Below are 15,263 nucleotides of genomic sequence, written 5' to 3'. Positions count from 1 at the left end.
TCGGGTGCCGATCTCGACAGCGTATGGTGCAGAACGCTTCGGAATCCGCGGTAGATCGAGGGGTATGGTGCGACGTGCCGGATCCGCCCCGCCATTTCCCAGATTCGATCCGATGCAGCAGAATGACCCCATGGAGAAGCACACGCTGGGCAACGCCACCGACACCGGTCACATCCACGTCGGCAAGGGCCTCAACGAGGGCGCGCTCGGCGTCGTCGGATCGACGGTGATCGGCCTCGCCTCCACCGCACCCCTCTACTCGCTCGCGGCCACGCTCGGCTACGTGATCCTGGCCGTCGGCGCGCAGGCGCCGCTCGTGTTCATCATCGCCTGCGTGCCCATGATCTTCGCCGCCTTCGCCTACCAGGAGCTCAATCGCGAGATGCCCGATTGCGGCACCACCTTCGTCTGGGGCACCAAGGGCTTCGGCCCGGTGGTGGGCTGGATCGGCGGCTGGGCCGTGGCGGTCTCGGCGATCATGGTGCTCGCCAACGTCGGCGAGATCACCGGCAAGTACTTCTGGCTGCTGCTCGGCAACCAGGAGTTCGCCGACAACCGGGTCATCGTCGTCGCCACCTCCGTGGTGTTCATGGCGATCATGACCTTCGTCAGCACCGTCGGCGTGCAGATCGGCGAGAAGCTGCAGATGGTGCTCATGACCATCCAGATCGTCGCGATGGTGCTCTTCGGCGTTCTCGCCCTCTGGCACGCGCTCGACGGCAGCAACGCCGGCTCGATCGCCTTCGACTGGCAGTGGTTCAACCCCGCCGAGCTCACCTCGTGGTCGGGGTTCATCGAGGCGGTGCTGCTCGCGCTCTTCATCTACTGGGGCTGGGACACCTGCCTCGCCCTCAACGAGGAGACCAAGAACCCCCGCAAGACGCCCGGCCGGGCGGCGCTGTCGAGCATCGTCGTGCTCATCGTGCTCTACGTCGGCATCTCGATCGCGGTCATGATGTTCGCCGGCTTCGGCGACACCGGCTACGGGCTCACCAACCCCGAGAGCCTCGACGACGTGTTCTCAGTGCTGGGCGGTGCGCTGTTCGGTCCCTGGGGCTGGTTCCTGATCCTCGGCGTGATGCTCTCGGCCGCGTCGTCGACGCAGACGACGATCCTGCCCACCGCGCGCGGCACCCTCTCCATGGCGGTCTACCGGGCGCTGCCGGCGAAGTTCGCCGAACTGCACCCGAAGTTCAAGACGCCGTGGTTCTCGACCACGCTCATGGGTGCCGCCGCGATCATCTACTACGTCGGCATGTCGATCCTCTCGGAGGACATGCTCGCCGACTCGCTCACCTCGATGGGCCTCGCGGTCGCGCTCTACTACGCGATCACCTCCTTCGCCTGCGTCTGGTACTTCCGCGACACCCTGCGCGACAGCGCCCGCAATCTGTGGATGCGGGGCATCCTGCCGGCCCTCGGCGGCCTCATGCTCGCCTACGCCTTCGTGCAGTCGGCGATCGACATGTGGAGCACCGACTACAGCGAGACGGTTCTGCTCGGCGTCGGCGGCGCGTTCGTGATCGGCATCGGCGCGATCCTGCTCGGCTTTGTGCTGATGGGGATCTGGTGGCTGCGCCCGAACTCGAAGCCGTTCTTCCGCGGTGAGAGCCTGAACCGGGACACCCCGGTGCTGGTGCCGGACGAGTGAGCGGGGCCGTGGCTCGGAGGCTCGGAGGGCGCGCGGGCGACGGCTCCTGAGCCCGGGTGCGGGACCCTCGGAGGCGGTGTCGTGAAGGGGGTGCCGCGGCGCCTGGAGTGCCCGATCGGCCCCCCGGGGGGCGGCATCCGAGCCGAATCGTAACTCGGTCTTCACCGGAGCGTGACGGGGCGTAACGCACCCGTCACGCGCCCGCGCTGCAATAGACGGCATGGGAACCCCGGTCACGGTAGCGGTCAGGCGGCAGACGATGCCGGCCCGCAGCGGCGATGCGGTCGCGTGGGTCGAGGAGGGCCTGCGGCTCGCCCGCGGCTTCGACGGGTGCCTGGGCGGCGGGGTGCTGCGCGACAGCGGCGACGAGAACGTGCTGCACGCGATCTACCGCTTCGCCGATGAGGCGGCGCTCGGCGGCTGGGAGCGCTCGGAGCAGCGCCGGCGCTGGCTCGAAGCGGGTTCCCCCTTCGTCCTCGATGCCCGGGTGCAGCGTCGCACCGGCATCGAGGGCTGGTTCGACGGTCCGCAGCTGCGGCGCAGCTTCGACGCGGGAACGGGTGGCGGGCGCACTGTGGTGGTGTACTCGGCGCCGCAGCGCTGGAAGCAGGCGATGGCCATCTGGGTGGGCATGTACCCCGTGAACGTCGCTTCGTCGTGGGTGATCTCGATGCTGCCGTGGTGGGGGGACGCGCCCGTGCTGCTGCGTTCGGCGCTCGCAGTGACGGTGCTCGCCCCGCTCATGACCTTCGTGATGATGCCGGCCGTGACGCGGGTGCTGCGACCCTGGCTGCGCCGCAACCCGGGGGCGATCCGCACGGAGCGGTCGCTGCTCGAGGCGCTCGACTCGCGGGCCGCCGCGGCGCGGCGTCCCGGTGAGGCGCGGCGCTGAGCGCGACGCGGCCTCGGGCCGCCGCTATCCTGACTCCATGGGGGCGTCACGGCGGCGCCCGCCTTGGGATGAGTGCGGGAGCGGACGATGACGGTGGAGCGTTTCGACACGATCGTGGTGGGCGCGGGTGTGGCTGGGCTCGCCGCCGCGCGGCTGCTGGCGGGGGCAGGTCAGCGGGTCGTGCTGCTCGAAGCGCGAGAGCGGATCGGCGGCCGTGTGCACACCGAGCGCTCGGGCGGCAGGGTCACCGATCTCGGCGCATCCTGGATCCACGGCATCGAGCACAGTCCGCTCGCCGAGACCACCGCTGCGTTCGGCATGCCGACCGTCGAGTTCACCGTCGGCAGCTACCAGGCCGGCGGGCGCCCCATCGCCTACTACGGCCCCGACGGCGAGCGGCTCGACGCCGACGCCACCGCCGAGTTCATCGCCGACGCGGCCGTCGTGGACGGGCATCTCGCGGAGGTGATCGCTGCGGCGGCGCCCGCGACGAGCTACGAGTCGGCGGCCGAGACCGCGGTCGCGCGGGCAGCCGCCGAGCGCGGATGGCCCGAGGATCGCGGCGCGCGCGTGCTGGAGTACCTGCGGCACCGCTCCGAAGAGCAGTACGGGGCCGACGCGAGCCTGCTCGACGCCCACGGCCTCGACGACGACGCCATCGAAGGCGACGAGGTGGTGTTCCCCGAGGGGTACGACAGCCTCGCCTCGCACCTCGCCGGGGGGCTGGACGTGCGGCTCGAGCACGTCGTCACGGGCGTGACCCGTCGCAGCGGCGAGACGGCTCCGGCCGGCGTCGAGATCGAGACCGAGCGCGGGCGCTTCACGGCGTCGCAGGCGGTCGTGACCGTGCCCGTCGGGGTGCTGCGCGGCGGCGGGATCGTGTTCGAGCCGCCGCTGCCCGGGCACGTCGCCGAGGCGCTCGCGGGGCTCGAGATGAACGCCTTCGAGAAGGTCTTCCTGCGCTTTCCCGAGCGCTTCTGGGAGAGCGACGTGTACGCGATCCGCCGGCAGGGCGAAGCGGCGGCCTGGTGGCACTCCTGGTACGACCTCACCGCGCTGCACGGCGAACCGACGCTGCTCACCTTCGCGGCGGGGGAGTGCGCGCAGCAGATCCGGGACTGGAGCGACGAGCGCATCGTGGCGTCGGTCATGGCGGGCCTGCGGGAGCTCTACGGTGCCGGCGTGCCGGATCCCGTGCACGCGCAGATCACCCGCTGGCAGCAGGATCCCTGGGCAGGCGGAGCCTACGCCTACATGACTGTCGGATCGAAGCCCGAGGATCACGACCTGCTGGCGACCCCGATCGACGGCGTGCTGCACCTCGCCGGCGAGGCGACCTGGACCGAAGACCCGGCCACGGTCACGGCGGCCCTCGCCTCCGGACACCGCGCGGCCGAGCGGATCCTCGGCCGGGAGCTGCCCTACAGCTCGCTGTACGGCGGGAACTGAGTCGGCGGGATCTGCGGGGTCTGCGGCGTGTGCGAGGCCTGCGAGGCCTGAGGCGGAGCCGGAGCCGGAGCCGGGGCCTGCGGCGCGGGAGCCGCGGCGTCCCGAGCCTGATCCGAGGCGGGGGTCTGGGCGGCCTGCGGCGGGGTCTGGCTGCCAGCCGCGCGATGGGAGCCGCGTCGCCTCGCCGCCCGCACGATGAGCACCACCACGAGCGCCACCACTCCGGCGACGAGCAGCCATGGCAGCAGGATGCCCGCGAGCACGAGCGCGCCCGCAGCAGCGGAGCCGAGCGAGCCGATGCCCGCGAGCACGCCCTCCCAGAAGTTCGCGGGACCGCCGCCCGGCAGCGCCGAACGCGTCTGCAGCGACACGAGGATCGTCGCCTCGTCCACCTGACCCTCGAGCGACTTGAGCTGGGCGCGCAGCCCGTCGAGCTCCTGCTGCCGCTGCGACAGCGCGGCCTCGGCCTCGAGCAGCTCGCTCGTGGTGGTGGCGTCCGCCATCAGCTCGGTGAGTCGATCCACCGACTCCTCGAGAGCGGTGACCCGCGCCTCCAGGTCGACATGCTCCCGCGTCACGTCGAACTCGGAGCGGCTCTGCGACACCACCTCTCCGACGTCCGAGAGCTCGTCGAACGCCTCGTCGAGGCGATCCTCGGGCACCCGGATCGTGACGCTCGCGGAGGCGCCCTGATCGCCCGCGTCTCCGCCGGATCGCTGCACCGTCGACGACTCCACGCGACCGTCGAGCTCCTGCGCGACCTCAGCCACCTCCTCGGCTGCGGCCCGGGGGTCGGAGACCTCGAGTGCGACATCGGCGGTGCGGATCACGGAGCGGCCTGCCATGCTGCCCGAGGTGCCGCCGGTGGCGGGCTGCGGGCCCTGCGCCTCCGGAGCGATCGCGGCGTCGTCCAGCTGCGTGAACGGGCCGGGGATCGGCTGCGAGGAGGGGCCGCCGGCGCCGGGCAGCGCCGAGCACGCGGCCAGGGGGACGACGAGGACGGTCGCGAGGACCAGCGGGAGTGCGATGCGGCGTTTCATGACCACACCCTACGACGAGCGAGGCGCACGAGGGCGTCAGGCTCCTGCACCCGAGCTGTGCGTGGCGAGATCGTTATCTGCGCCGGCGCCCGCGGGGTCCGCTAGTTGAGGGGGATCGACAGGGTGCCGGTCTCGGGCGGCGGCTCGATCGTGCGACCGCGCAGATCCGGGATCCATCGCATCGTGGCGAGCGAGAGCAGCGCGGCGACCAGCAGCACGATGGCCGCCACCAGGATCGCGCCGCGCGCACCGAGCAGGTCGATGGCGATGCCGCCGAAGGCCGAACCGGCGGCCACGCCCACGAGCTGACCCATGCCCACCCAGCCGTAGGCCTCCGCGGTCTCCGAGAACTTCACTGTGGAGGCGACGATGTTCGACAGCGACGCGAAAGCCGGGGCCGTGCCCAGCCCTCCGAGGAACAGCAGCGTGCTCAGCCACCAGATGTTGAGGCTGACAAGCGCACCGGCCACGCCGAGCAGCACGATCCCGATGCGCAGCGCGAGCGACCACGGCCGCATCTCGCGATGCCCGATCAGGAGCCCGCCCACGAGCGACCCGCCGGCGAAGAGCGCGAGCACGATGCCCGACTCGATGCTGCCGTGGCCGCCGCCGTGCCCGTCCTGCGCGAACGCCGCCACCACGCCGGCCTCGACCGCCGACATCGAGGCCACGAAGAAGAGGCCCACCGCGGTCGCGATGACCACTGTCGGGTAGCGCAGCACGGCGCCGAAGCGGTGCTTCGACTGCTTGAGCTTCACCTCGCCCACGGCGGGGCTCATGATGAACCACGCGCCGCCCAGCAGCATGAACCCGGCGGCGACGCACAGGCCCACGGTGGTGCCGAACTGCGACGAGACGAAGACCGCGACGACGGGGCCGAGCACCCAGATGATCTCCTGCGCCGAGGCGTCGAGGGAGAACAGCGCCGAGAGCTGCTTGCTGGGCACGAGCTTCGGGTACAGGGTGCGCACCGCGGGCGTGACGGGCGGCGTCGTGAGGCCGATGAGGCCGGCGACGCACGCCACCGCGGCGAGCGGCATGTGCGCGAGGGCGATGACCACGAGCAGTGCAGTGCAGACGAGCGAAGTGATCGCCAGCACGGGGCGCATGCCAAAGCGGCCCATGATGCGCCCGCTCAGCGGCCCGGAGACCGCCTGGCCGACGCTCTGCGCGGCCAGCACGACGCCCGCCGAGGTGAAATCGCCGAAGGCCAGCTGCACGTGCAGCAGCAGGATGATCGAGAGCATCCCGAACGGGAAACGGGCGAGCAGCTGCGAGACGAGCACGCGGACGACGCCCGGTTGCTGCGCCAACGCCCCGTAAATGCCCATCAGATCAGTATACGGCCGGGATCGCGCGAGTACAGCACGCACAGCTACGGAATCACGGGCGACATGGCCTCAGCGCTGCGGATATCGCGAGAAGCGGACGGCGCGCCAGAAGGCGAGAGGTGGCCGCACATGACAACGGGGGCGCTGCGGATGCTCGGTGCGAGCATCCGCAGCGCCCCCGATGCGCGCGGTTCACCGCGCGCGGGACGTGTCTCAGGCTCCCGGCGAGCTCGTCGAGTAGACGGTGCCGCCCGAGCTCTGCGCCCGGCGGCCGCTGCGACGACGGCCGGCCGAGTCGCCGCCCGCCGAGTGGACCTGAGCCTGCTGGCGCTGACCCTGCTGGCCCTGACGCTGACGCTGACCCTGCTGCGATCCGCCCCGGCGCTGGCCCTGCGACTGCGCCGCGCGATCCTGACCGCCCTGGCGCGCACCCTGCTGGCCGCCCGAGGTCGATCCGGATCCCTGGCCCGCTGCGCGACCCCGGCCGCCGCGCGAGCGCTTGCGCTTCGCGTTGGCGCCCGAGCTCTTGCCCTCGCCCGCCGGCGCGTGGCCCGCGGCGCGCTGCTGCGCGGCCTGAGCGGAGGCGCGCTTCTGCTCGGTGACGCGCGGATCCACCTTCGGTGCGACCTCGCCGATCAGCGCGAGCACCTCGGGATCGACGTTCTGAGCCATCGGGTTGACCTGCTTCGGGGCGACGCGGATCTTCGCGGCGCGCATGATCTGCTTCATCTCGCCGCGCTGCTCGGGCAGCACGAGGGTGACCACGTCGCCCTCGTTGCCGGCGCGCGCGGTGCGGCCGGAGCGGTGCAGGTAGGCCTTGTGCTCGACCGGCGGGTCGACGTGCACCACCAGGTCGACGCCGTCGACGTGCACGCCGCGGGCCGCGACGTCGGTCGCCACGAGCACCCGCGCCTCGCCGCTCACGAACTCGGCGAGGTTGCGGTCGCGGGCGTTCTGCGACAGGTTGCCCTGCAGCTCCACAGCGGGGATGCCGCGCGCGGTGAGCTGCTTCGCGAGCTTCTTCGCCTGGTGCTTCATGCGGGTGAAGAAGATGCGGCGGGCGGTGCCCGAGGCGAGCGCCTCGATGAGGGCGTCCTTCTGATCCTTGCCCGCCACCTCGAAGACGTGGTGGGTGAGCTGCGGCACCGGGCTCTCGGCGCTGTCGACCGAGTGCAGGATCGGATCGTGCAGGTACTTCTTCACGAGGTTGTCGACCCCATTGTCGAGGGTCGCGCTGAACAGCAGGCGCTGGCCCACCCTCGGGGTCTTGTTGAGAATGCGCGTGACCACGGGCAGGAAGCCCATGTCGGCCATGTGGTCGGCCTCGTCGAGAACCGTGATCTCGACGCCGTCGAGATGCACGAGGCCCTGCTTCATGAGGTCGTCGAGACGGCCGGGCGCGGCCACGACGATGTCGACGCCGGCTTCGAGCGCGGCCTCCTGGCGGCGCTGCGGCACGCCTCCGAAGATGGTGGTCACCTTGACGCCGACGGGGTCGGCGAGCATCTTGATGGTCTCGGCGATCTGGGTGACGAGCTCGCGGGTGGGGGCGAGCACGATGCCGCGGGGGCGGCTGGGGCGGCGCTTCGCGGCGGCGCCGTCGGCGAGATTCGCGACCAGCGGGATGCCGAACGCGATCGTCTTGCCCGAGCCGGTGCGGCCGCGGCCGAGCACATCGCGGCCGGCGAGCGTGTCGGGCAGCGTGTCGCGCTGGATGGGGAAGGGGGAGGTCTTGCCGTTCTTGTCGAGCGCGTGCGCGATGGGCGCGGGAACGCCGAGCGATTCGAACGTGGGTGCAGTGGTGTCGGTCACGGGGACCTTTCTGTGCGGTGCAGCACGCGGCGGGGTGACGAGCCGGCATCGTGGATGCGGGCGGGCCCGGGCCGTGCGTCGCTGCGGTCATCGGCGAGTGCGCGGGATCGCGCATCCGTTCGCCGCGGAGAGTCGCGGTGCGGGGGCACCGGTGCGGATCCGCCGGTCTGCGGGGATCACGCTTGAACATCAGCGACGATAGGGCCGGTGCGACCGGCCCGTGCCACCCAGCCTAGCGGGTCCAGCCCGGAAACAGGTGATCGATCTCGGCGGGAGAAACACGACCGTTCTGCCCCGCAGCAGAAGAAACGTCGATCTGCACGCGTCGGCTGCGGGTGGGAGCCCGCCGAAAGGCGCGTCCCTCTGGCATGATCGGCCCATGGGACGCATCACGATTCGGGATTTCCACGACGACGACCTCGACGCGGTCGTGCAGCTCTGGTGGGAGGCGCGGTCTTCGGCCGAGCAGCCGGTGTACTCGCTCGCCGAGGTGACGGCGTCCTGCCGCGAGGACCACGCGGTGGTCGCCGTGCGCGACGAGAAGGTGGTCGCCGCCGCGGTCGGCCGGGCCGCGCACGCGCAGGGCTGGATCGTGTTCTTCGGCGTGGCCGAGGAGTCCCGTTCGGGCAACGTGTCGGGCGCGCTGCTCGATGCGCTCGAACGCAAGATGGCGCCGCTCGGCCTCTCGACGCTGTCGGTGCTGATGCCCGAGGGCAGCCGCCTCGATCTGCTCACCTCGAACGGCTTCCAGGTGCAGCACAGCCTGCGCTACCTCGAACGGCAGATGCCGGTGCAACGGCGCGAGCTGGACCTGCTGAAGGATGTGGGCGGGCGCGTGCTGCCGCGGCACCTCTGGGAGAACGTCGCCGGCATGCGCCGCGAGAAGCAGCTGCTCGAGGAGCGGCTCGTCGCGCCGCTCGCGCAGCCCGATCTTGCGGATCGCTACGGCGTCGTGCCACCGCACGCGGTGATGCTGTTCGGCCCGCCCGGCACCGGCAAGACCACGTTCGCGAAGGCGGTCGCGTCGCGGCTCGACTGGCCCTTCGTCGAGGTGTTCCCGTCGCGGCTCGGCGACGGCAAGGCGAGCGTGGCGGCGTCGTTGCGCGCCGTCTTCGAGCAGATCGGCGAGCTCGAGCACGGGGTCGTCTTCATCGACGAGGTCGAGGAGATCGCGTCGCAGCGCAGTGATCCGCCCACGCCCACGCAGGGCGTGACGAACGAGCTGCTGAAGATCGTGGCCGACTTCCGGGCGCGCGAAGGGCTGCTGCTCGTGTGCGCCACGAACTTCGTGCGCGGGCTCGATGCCGCGTTCCTGCGGCACGGCCGCTTCGACTACGTGCTGCCCATCGGCCTGCCCGACGACGAGGCGCGCGAGGCGATCTGGCGGCGGTACGTGCCGACGCACCTCGCGAGCGACATCGACTTCGGCAGTCTCGTCGCCGAGAGCGCCGGGCTCACCCCGGCCGACATCGAGTACGCTGCGCGGCGCGCCTCGCAGGAGGCGCTGGCGCGGGCGCTGCGGGCGGGGGAGGGCGGATCCGGCTCGGAAGCCCGCACCGACCTCGCGACCGACGACTACCTGGCCGCGCTCGCGGTGACCCGCGCAACCGTGTCGGAGGCGCAGCTGGCGACGTTCCTCGAGGATATCGAGACGCTCGCTCGGCTGTAGGAGGGTCCTTCGCGCCTCTTCTTTCTCTGTCTGGCTCTGTCTGGCTCTGTCTGTCTCTGTCTGGCTCTGTCATCGAGGTCACGCGTGTGGTCGTTTCGAGAGTTCTCCGACGACCGCTCGCGTGACCTGAGCCGGGTTCCGTGCTGGGCCGCCCACGAATGTCAGAGGCTGCCGATAGCGTCGTAGGCATCGAAAGGAGCGCCCATGTTCTTGCAGGATCGAGCCGACGGCCTCGGGCAGCGCGTCGTCACGAGCGCGAGCGACCTGACCGCGGCGAGCAAGTGCGAGTTCGCGTTTCTGCGGCGCGTCGATGCGAAGCTGGGCCGAGACATCGCGGTGCCGCCGGACGACGACCCGATGCTGGCGCGTGCGGCGAAGCTGGGCGACGCGCACGAGGAGCGCACGCTCGCGACGTACCGGGCCAGGCTGGGCGAGGGCAGCGCGGGGGAGCCGGGCGGCGTCGTCGAGATCCCGCGCCCAGCCTCGATGAGCGAGGCCGCGCTCGGCGAGGTGGCCGAGCAGACCAGGGTGGCGCTGCTCGGGGCCGCTGAGGTGGTGTTTCAGGCGACGTTCTTCGAACCGCGGATCGCGGAGGCTGTGCCGTCTGCAGGCAACGAGGCGGGCCGAGACGAGGAGCCCGGCCTCCCGGAGATCGGCTTCGTCGGCTTCGCAGACTTCCTCCGGCAGCAGCCCGACGGCAGCTACGAGGTGCAAGACACGAAGCTCGCCCGCCGGGCGAAGGCGACCGCGCTCATGCAGCTCGCGGCCTACGCCGAGCAGCTCGAACGCCTCGGCGTGCCGGTCGCCCGCGAAGCCGTGCTGATCCTCGGTGACGGAGCGCGCTCCCGGCACCGCATCGCCGACATCGCGCCGGTGTTCCGGGCCCGCCGGGCACGGCTGCACCGCCTGCTGCGCGACCGCCTGGCCGCTGCGGGCCCCGACGGGCGCCGCGAGAGCGCGGCCCCCGTGGCCTGGCTCGCCGACGGAGTGATGGCGTGCGGCCGCTGCGAGGTGTGCGAGCCCGAGATCGAGCTGGCACGGGATCCGCTGCTCATCGCCGGGATCCGCCGCGCCCAGCGCGACGCTCTCGTCCTGGCCGGGTACGGCACGATCGAGAGCGTTGCGGCCCTGCTGCCGGCGCTCGGGGCCGATGGCGCCGCCGTCGACGGGGTCACCACCGCCGTGCTCGAACGGCTCATCTGGCAGGCTGCGCTGCAGCTCGAGGGCGACGACGCCGCGGTGCCGCCCTACCGGGTCATCGACCCGACCGCGCTCGCCGCACTGCCCCAGCCCGACCCCGGCGATCTCTTCTTCGACTTCGAGGGCGACCCCATGTACCGCGAGCCGGGGCCCGACGACTCCGCACGCTGGGGTATCGACTACCTCTTCGGCATGGTCGACGTGAGCGAGCGTTTCACCCCGATCTGGGCGCACGACCTCGCAGAGGAACGGCGTGCGCTCGAACAGTTCCTCGCCTTCGTGGCGGACCGCCGGGCGCGCTTCCCCGGGATGCGCATCTACCACTACGCCGCCTATGAGCGCACGCACCTCCTGTCGATCGCGGCACGGCACGGCGTCGGCGAGGCCGAGGTCGACCAACTGCTCCGAGAGCACGTGCTCGTCGACCTCTACCCGATCGTGCGCCAGGCGCTGCGCGTCGGCTCCCGCTCCTACTCGATCAAGAAGCTCGAACCGCTCTACATGGGTGACGAACTGCGCGATGACAGCGGGGTGACGAGCGGTGCGCAGTCCGTCGCCGAGTACGCCGAGGCGAGCGCCCAGCTCGCCTCGGACACCGAGACGCAGTGCGCCGAGGGGCAGCGCCGGCTCGATGCGATCGCCGACTACAACCGCTACGACTGCGTGTCCACGCTGCGTCTGCGAGACTGGCTGCTCGCGCTCGCCGCCGAGCGGGGTGTCGCGCCCTTCGCCGCCGAGGGCGACGCAGCAGACACCGGACCCGTGATCGAGGCCAGTCCCGTCGCGCGGGCGCTGACGGCGCACGCTGACACGGCCGAGCCGCGCGATCGCGCGGCCGCCGCGCTCGCCTCCAGCGCGATCGACTACCACCAGCGAGAGCAGAAATCGTTCTGGTGGGCGCACTTCGCGAGACTCATCGACCCCGTCGAGGACTGGGCCGAGACCCGAGACGTGCTGATCGTCGACGCCGCGCGCAGCGGGGTCGTCTCGGGGTGGTCGATGCCGCAGCGGGCGCGCGTGCTGCGGCGGCGATTACGGCTGCGCGGCGAGATCGCTCCCGGCAGCGCGCTGCGCGTGGGCGGCGAGGTCTATGCGCTCTACGAGCACCCGGCGCCCTTCCCGCAGCGGGGCTCTGCACCCGGTGCGCGCGGTGCACGGCGCGTGCGCATCGTCGAACGCCTCGACGACGGCGCCGTCATCGACGAACCAGTCGGAGACGCCGAGCCCTACTCGGGGCTGCCGATCGCTCTCGTGCCCGGTCCTCCGCCGCCAGCCGGTGCGCAGAAGGCGGCGATCGAGGAGTGGGGCGCCAGGCTTGCCGCAGCGCTCGACGCGGGCAGCTTCCCGGCCGATCCCGTGGTCGACCTCATCCGCAGGACGCCGCCCAGGCTCGCAGGCGACGGGACGCTTACGCAACCCGTACCCGTGGACGGGTCCGACGGCGATGCCGATGTCATCGGCGCCGTCGTGCTCAGCCTGCTGCGCCTCGACCGCAGCTACCTCGCGGTGCAGGGTCCGCCCGGCACCGGCAAGACCTACCTCGCCGCCCGGGTGATCCGCCGGCTCGTCGAACAGCACGGCTGGCGCATCGGAGTGGTGGCCCAGTCGCACCGCGTGGTCGAGAACGTGCTCGACGGCGTCGTTGAGGCCGGCCTGCCCGCCGCGCAGGTCGGCAAGGTGCCCCAGGGCGGCGCACTCGGCGAGGGCGACCCGGCTCCCGTCTACACGGTGCTGCCCCGCAATGCGCACGCGCGCTTCCTCGCCGCGCACCGCGACCTCGGCCGCGGCTGCGTGGTCGGGGGCACGGCCTGGGATTTCAGCAACCCCGGCCGCTTCGACCGCGCATCGCTCGACCTGCTGGTGATCGACGAAGCCGGACAGTTCTCACTCGCTCCCACGATCGCCGCCTCGGTCTCCGCCGAGCGCCTGCTGCTGCTCGGCGACCCCCAGCAGCTGCCGCAGGTCTCGCAGGGCAACCACCCCGAGCCGGTCGACACCTCGGCGCTCGGCTGGCTGCTCGGCGACTTCGAGACGATCCCCGACGATCTCGGCTACTTTCTGGCCGAGACCCGACGCATGAGGCCCGAACTCGCCGACGTCGTCTCCGAGCTCGCCTACGAGGGGCGCCTGCATGCCCATCCCAGCGCGGCCCAGCGCGGCGTGCACGGAGCCGGCCCCGCGGGGCTCGTGTGGCACCCCGTCGAGCACCGCGGCAACTCCACCAGCTCGCCGGAGGAGGCCGCCGAGGTGGTGCGCATCGTGCGCGAATCGCTCGCGGGTGCCGTGGTTGGCGCTGTCGCTGGTGCGGGCGCTGCCGCTGCCGCGGATCCTGACGCGTCGGGCAGGCCGCTCGCCCCGGACGATCTGATCGTCGTCGCCGCATACAACGCGCAGGTCGAGGTGGTCGGCGAAGCATTGGCGTCAGCCGGCTTCGGCGGGGTGCGCGTGGGCACCGTCGACAAGTTCCAGGGGCAAGAGGCCGCGATCGCGATCGTGACACTCGCCGCATCGAGCCCCGACGACGTGCCGCGCGGGCTCGAGTTCCTGCTCATGCGCAACCGGCTCAACGTCGCGATCAGCCGAGCGCAGTGGGCGGCGCACCTCGTCTCCTCCGATCGTCTCGGTGTCGGCCTCCCCACCACCTCCGAGGGGCTCGTTGCCCTGTCCGGCTACCTGCGGCTCACCGAGCGCGCCACGCGAGCGGAGCGGACGACGCGGCAGGCGGAGCCGGTGTCGGCCGCCCAGCCGGAACCGTCGGAGGCTGCGCCCGTGCCGGATCCGTCCCGGCGCGCTAGTTTGGAGGCATGGTGAGACCCGGAGGCCCATTCAAGACCCCACCGTCGCGACGGCTCGAACCGCCGGCGCCGGCGCTGACGCTGACGCCGACGCCGACGCCCGGGCAGGCGGAGCCAGAATCGGTGTTGCGGGCTTCGGCCCGATCGGGCATCCCGGCCTTCGAAGTCATGCGCATCACCGACGAGATCGCACGCCGCCGCGCCGCGGGGCACGACGTGGTGTCGCTCTGCGCGGGGGAGCCCAGCGCCCGCCCGGCCCCCGGCACGCTCAAGCCCGCCGGCTACACCGGACCGCTCGGCACCGCACCTCTGCGCGAGGCGATCGCGGGCCACTACCGGGCCTGGTACGGCGTCGAGGTGGATCCCGGCACCGTCGCCGTGACCACCGGCTCCTCCGGAGCCTTCCAGCTGGTGTTCCTCGCGGCGTTCGACCCTGGCGACCGGGTGGCGCTCGCGAGTCCCGGCTACCCGGCCTACCGCAACATCCTCGCGGCGCTCGGCGTACAGGTCGTCGAGATCCCCACCGGCCCCGACACCCGCTACCAGCCGACCCCGGCCCTGCTCGACGCCGCCGTTCGGGAGCACGGGCCGCTCGCCGGCCTCGTCATCGCCTCGCCCGCGAACCCCACCGGCACGATGCTCGGCCGGTCCGAGCTGCAAGCCCTCGTCTCGTGGTGCCGCGCGCATCACGCGCGGCTCATCAGCGACGAGATCTACCACGGCATCACCTTCCCGCAGCCTGGCGATCCTGACCCGCGAGGGGTGTCGGTGCGCGAGCTCGACGCCGACGCGATCGTCATCAACTCCTTCTCGAAGTACTGGGGCATGACCGGCTGGCGGCTCGGCTGGGCACTGCTGCCGGCGTCGCTCGTCGCCCCCTTCGAAGCGCTCGCCTCGAACTTCGCGCTCTCGCCGCCGGCCCCGGCGCAGGAGCTCGCCCTGTCGGCGTTCACCGACGAGAGCTACGCGCAGCGCGACGCCGTCGTCGAGGGCTTCGCGCGCGCACGCGCCCTCATCCTCGAAGCGCAGCCGCAGCTCGACTGGGGGGTCGCAGCGCCGTCAGACGGCGCCTTCTACTACTACTCCGAGCTCGGCCCGCAGCTCGAACGCTACGGCGACTCCGTGGCCTATGCCAGGGCCCTCCTCGAAGGCGCCGACGTCGCCGTAGTGCCCGGCATCGACTTCGACCCGATCAGAGGAGCCCGGGCCGTGCGCCTCTCCTACGCAGCCGGCGAGGCCGCCGTGGCCGAGGCGCTCAACCGCATCATCGACTTCCAACGCTGAGCCGGCCCGTTCGGTCTCTCACCGGCTCAGGCTCGAGCCGGCTCGCGTCCAGGCAGCCTATTCGTATCGAGTCGGCCCAGTATTCACGCAAATATCGGGCCTACTCGCTACGAATAGGCCGACTCGATGGCGGGGGTGCG

The 15,263-nt window shown here is 71.8% G+C and carries 9 protein-coding genes; 6 read left to right on the top strand and 3 right to left on the bottom strand.

Annotated elements, in window-relative coordinates:
* The first annotated feature begins 130 nt into the window (after positions 1–130).
* The 3 genes from H629_RS0100205 to H629_RS0100195 all read left to right on the top strand — a co-directional run bounded on the left by H629_RS0100205 (position 131) and on the right by H629_RS0100195 (position 3,992).
* Positions 131–1,651 (top strand): APC family permease, encoded by a 1,521-nt coding sequence (locus tag H629_RS0100205; protein ID WP_024355340.1) that lies wholly within the window; start codon positions 131–133, stop codon positions 1,649–1,651.
* A gap of 220 nt (positions 1,652–1,871) precedes the next feature.
* On the top strand, positions 1,872–2,543 hold the full coding sequence (locus tag H629_RS0100200; RefSeq protein WP_024355339.1) for an antibiotic biosynthesis monooxygenase: 672 nt from the start codon (positions 1,872–1,874) through the stop codon (positions 2,541–2,543).
* Between the two features lie 87 nt (positions 2,544–2,630).
* Positions 2,631–3,992 carry a flavin monoamine oxidase family protein gene (locus H629_RS0100195; protein ID WP_029746358.1) on the top strand — a complete coding sequence of 454 codons (1,362 nt, stop codon included), beginning with the start codon at positions 2,631–2,633 and terminating at the stop codon, positions 3,990–3,992.
* Here H629_RS0100195 and H629_RS0100190 read toward each other — a convergent pair.
* From H629_RS0100190 to H629_RS0100180, 3 genes are all read right to left on the bottom strand, one after another.
* On the bottom strand, positions 3,965–5,032 hold the full coding sequence (locus tag H629_RS0100190; protein WP_024355337.1) for a DUF4349 domain-containing protein: 1,068 nt from the start codon (positions 5,030–5,032) through the stop codon (positions 3,965–3,967). The two genes, H629_RS0100195 and H629_RS0100190, sit on opposite strands and share 28 nt — an antisense overlap.
* 101 nt (positions 5,033–5,133) lie before the next feature.
* Entirely contained in the window at positions 5,134–6,363 is a 1,230-nt protein-coding gene (locus tag H629_RS0100185; protein ID WP_024355336.1) for an MFS transporter, read from the bottom strand.
* 213 nt (positions 6,364–6,576) lie between these two features.
* Complete coding sequence (locus tag H629_RS0100180; RefSeq protein ID WP_024355335.1) at positions 6,577–8,175, bottom strand: DEAD/DEAH box helicase; 1,599 nt, start codon at positions 8,173–8,175, stop codon at positions 6,577–6,579.
* 379 nt (positions 8,176–8,554) lie between these two features.
* On the opposite strand from H629_RS0100180, the gene H629_RS0100175 reads away from it, so the two are divergent.
* From H629_RS0100175 to H629_RS0100165, 3 genes are all read left to right on the top strand, one after another.
* On the top strand, positions 8,555–9,844 hold the full coding sequence (locus H629_RS0100175) for an ATP-binding protein (RefSeq protein ID WP_024355334.1): 1,290 nt from the start codon (positions 8,555–8,557) through the stop codon (positions 9,842–9,844).
* A 204-nt stretch (positions 9,845–10,048) separates the two neighbouring features.
* Positions 10,049–13,855 carry a TM0106 family RecB-like putative nuclease gene (locus H629_RS0100170; RefSeq protein WP_024355333.1) on the top strand — a complete coding sequence of 1,269 codons (3,807 nt, stop codon included), beginning with the start codon at positions 10,049–10,051 and terminating at the stop codon, positions 13,853–13,855.
* Complete coding sequence (locus H629_RS0100165; protein WP_024355332.1) at positions 13,849–15,123, top strand: pyridoxal phosphate-dependent aminotransferase; 1,275 nt, start codon at positions 13,849–13,851, stop codon at positions 15,121–15,123. Before H629_RS0100170 ends, H629_RS0100165 begins: the two co-directional genes overlap by 7 nt.
* Positions 15,124–15,263: the final 140 nt, after the last annotated feature.

Source organism: Leucobacter chironomi DSM 19883 (assembly GCF_000421845.1).
In the GTDB taxonomy this organism is placed as follows: domain Bacteria; phylum Actinomycetota; class Actinomycetes; order Actinomycetales; family Microbacteriaceae; genus Leucobacter; species Leucobacter chironomi.
The sequence above is the reverse complement of the archived record's forward strand: the minus strand, read 5'-3'. Positions and strand labels throughout refer to the sequence as shown.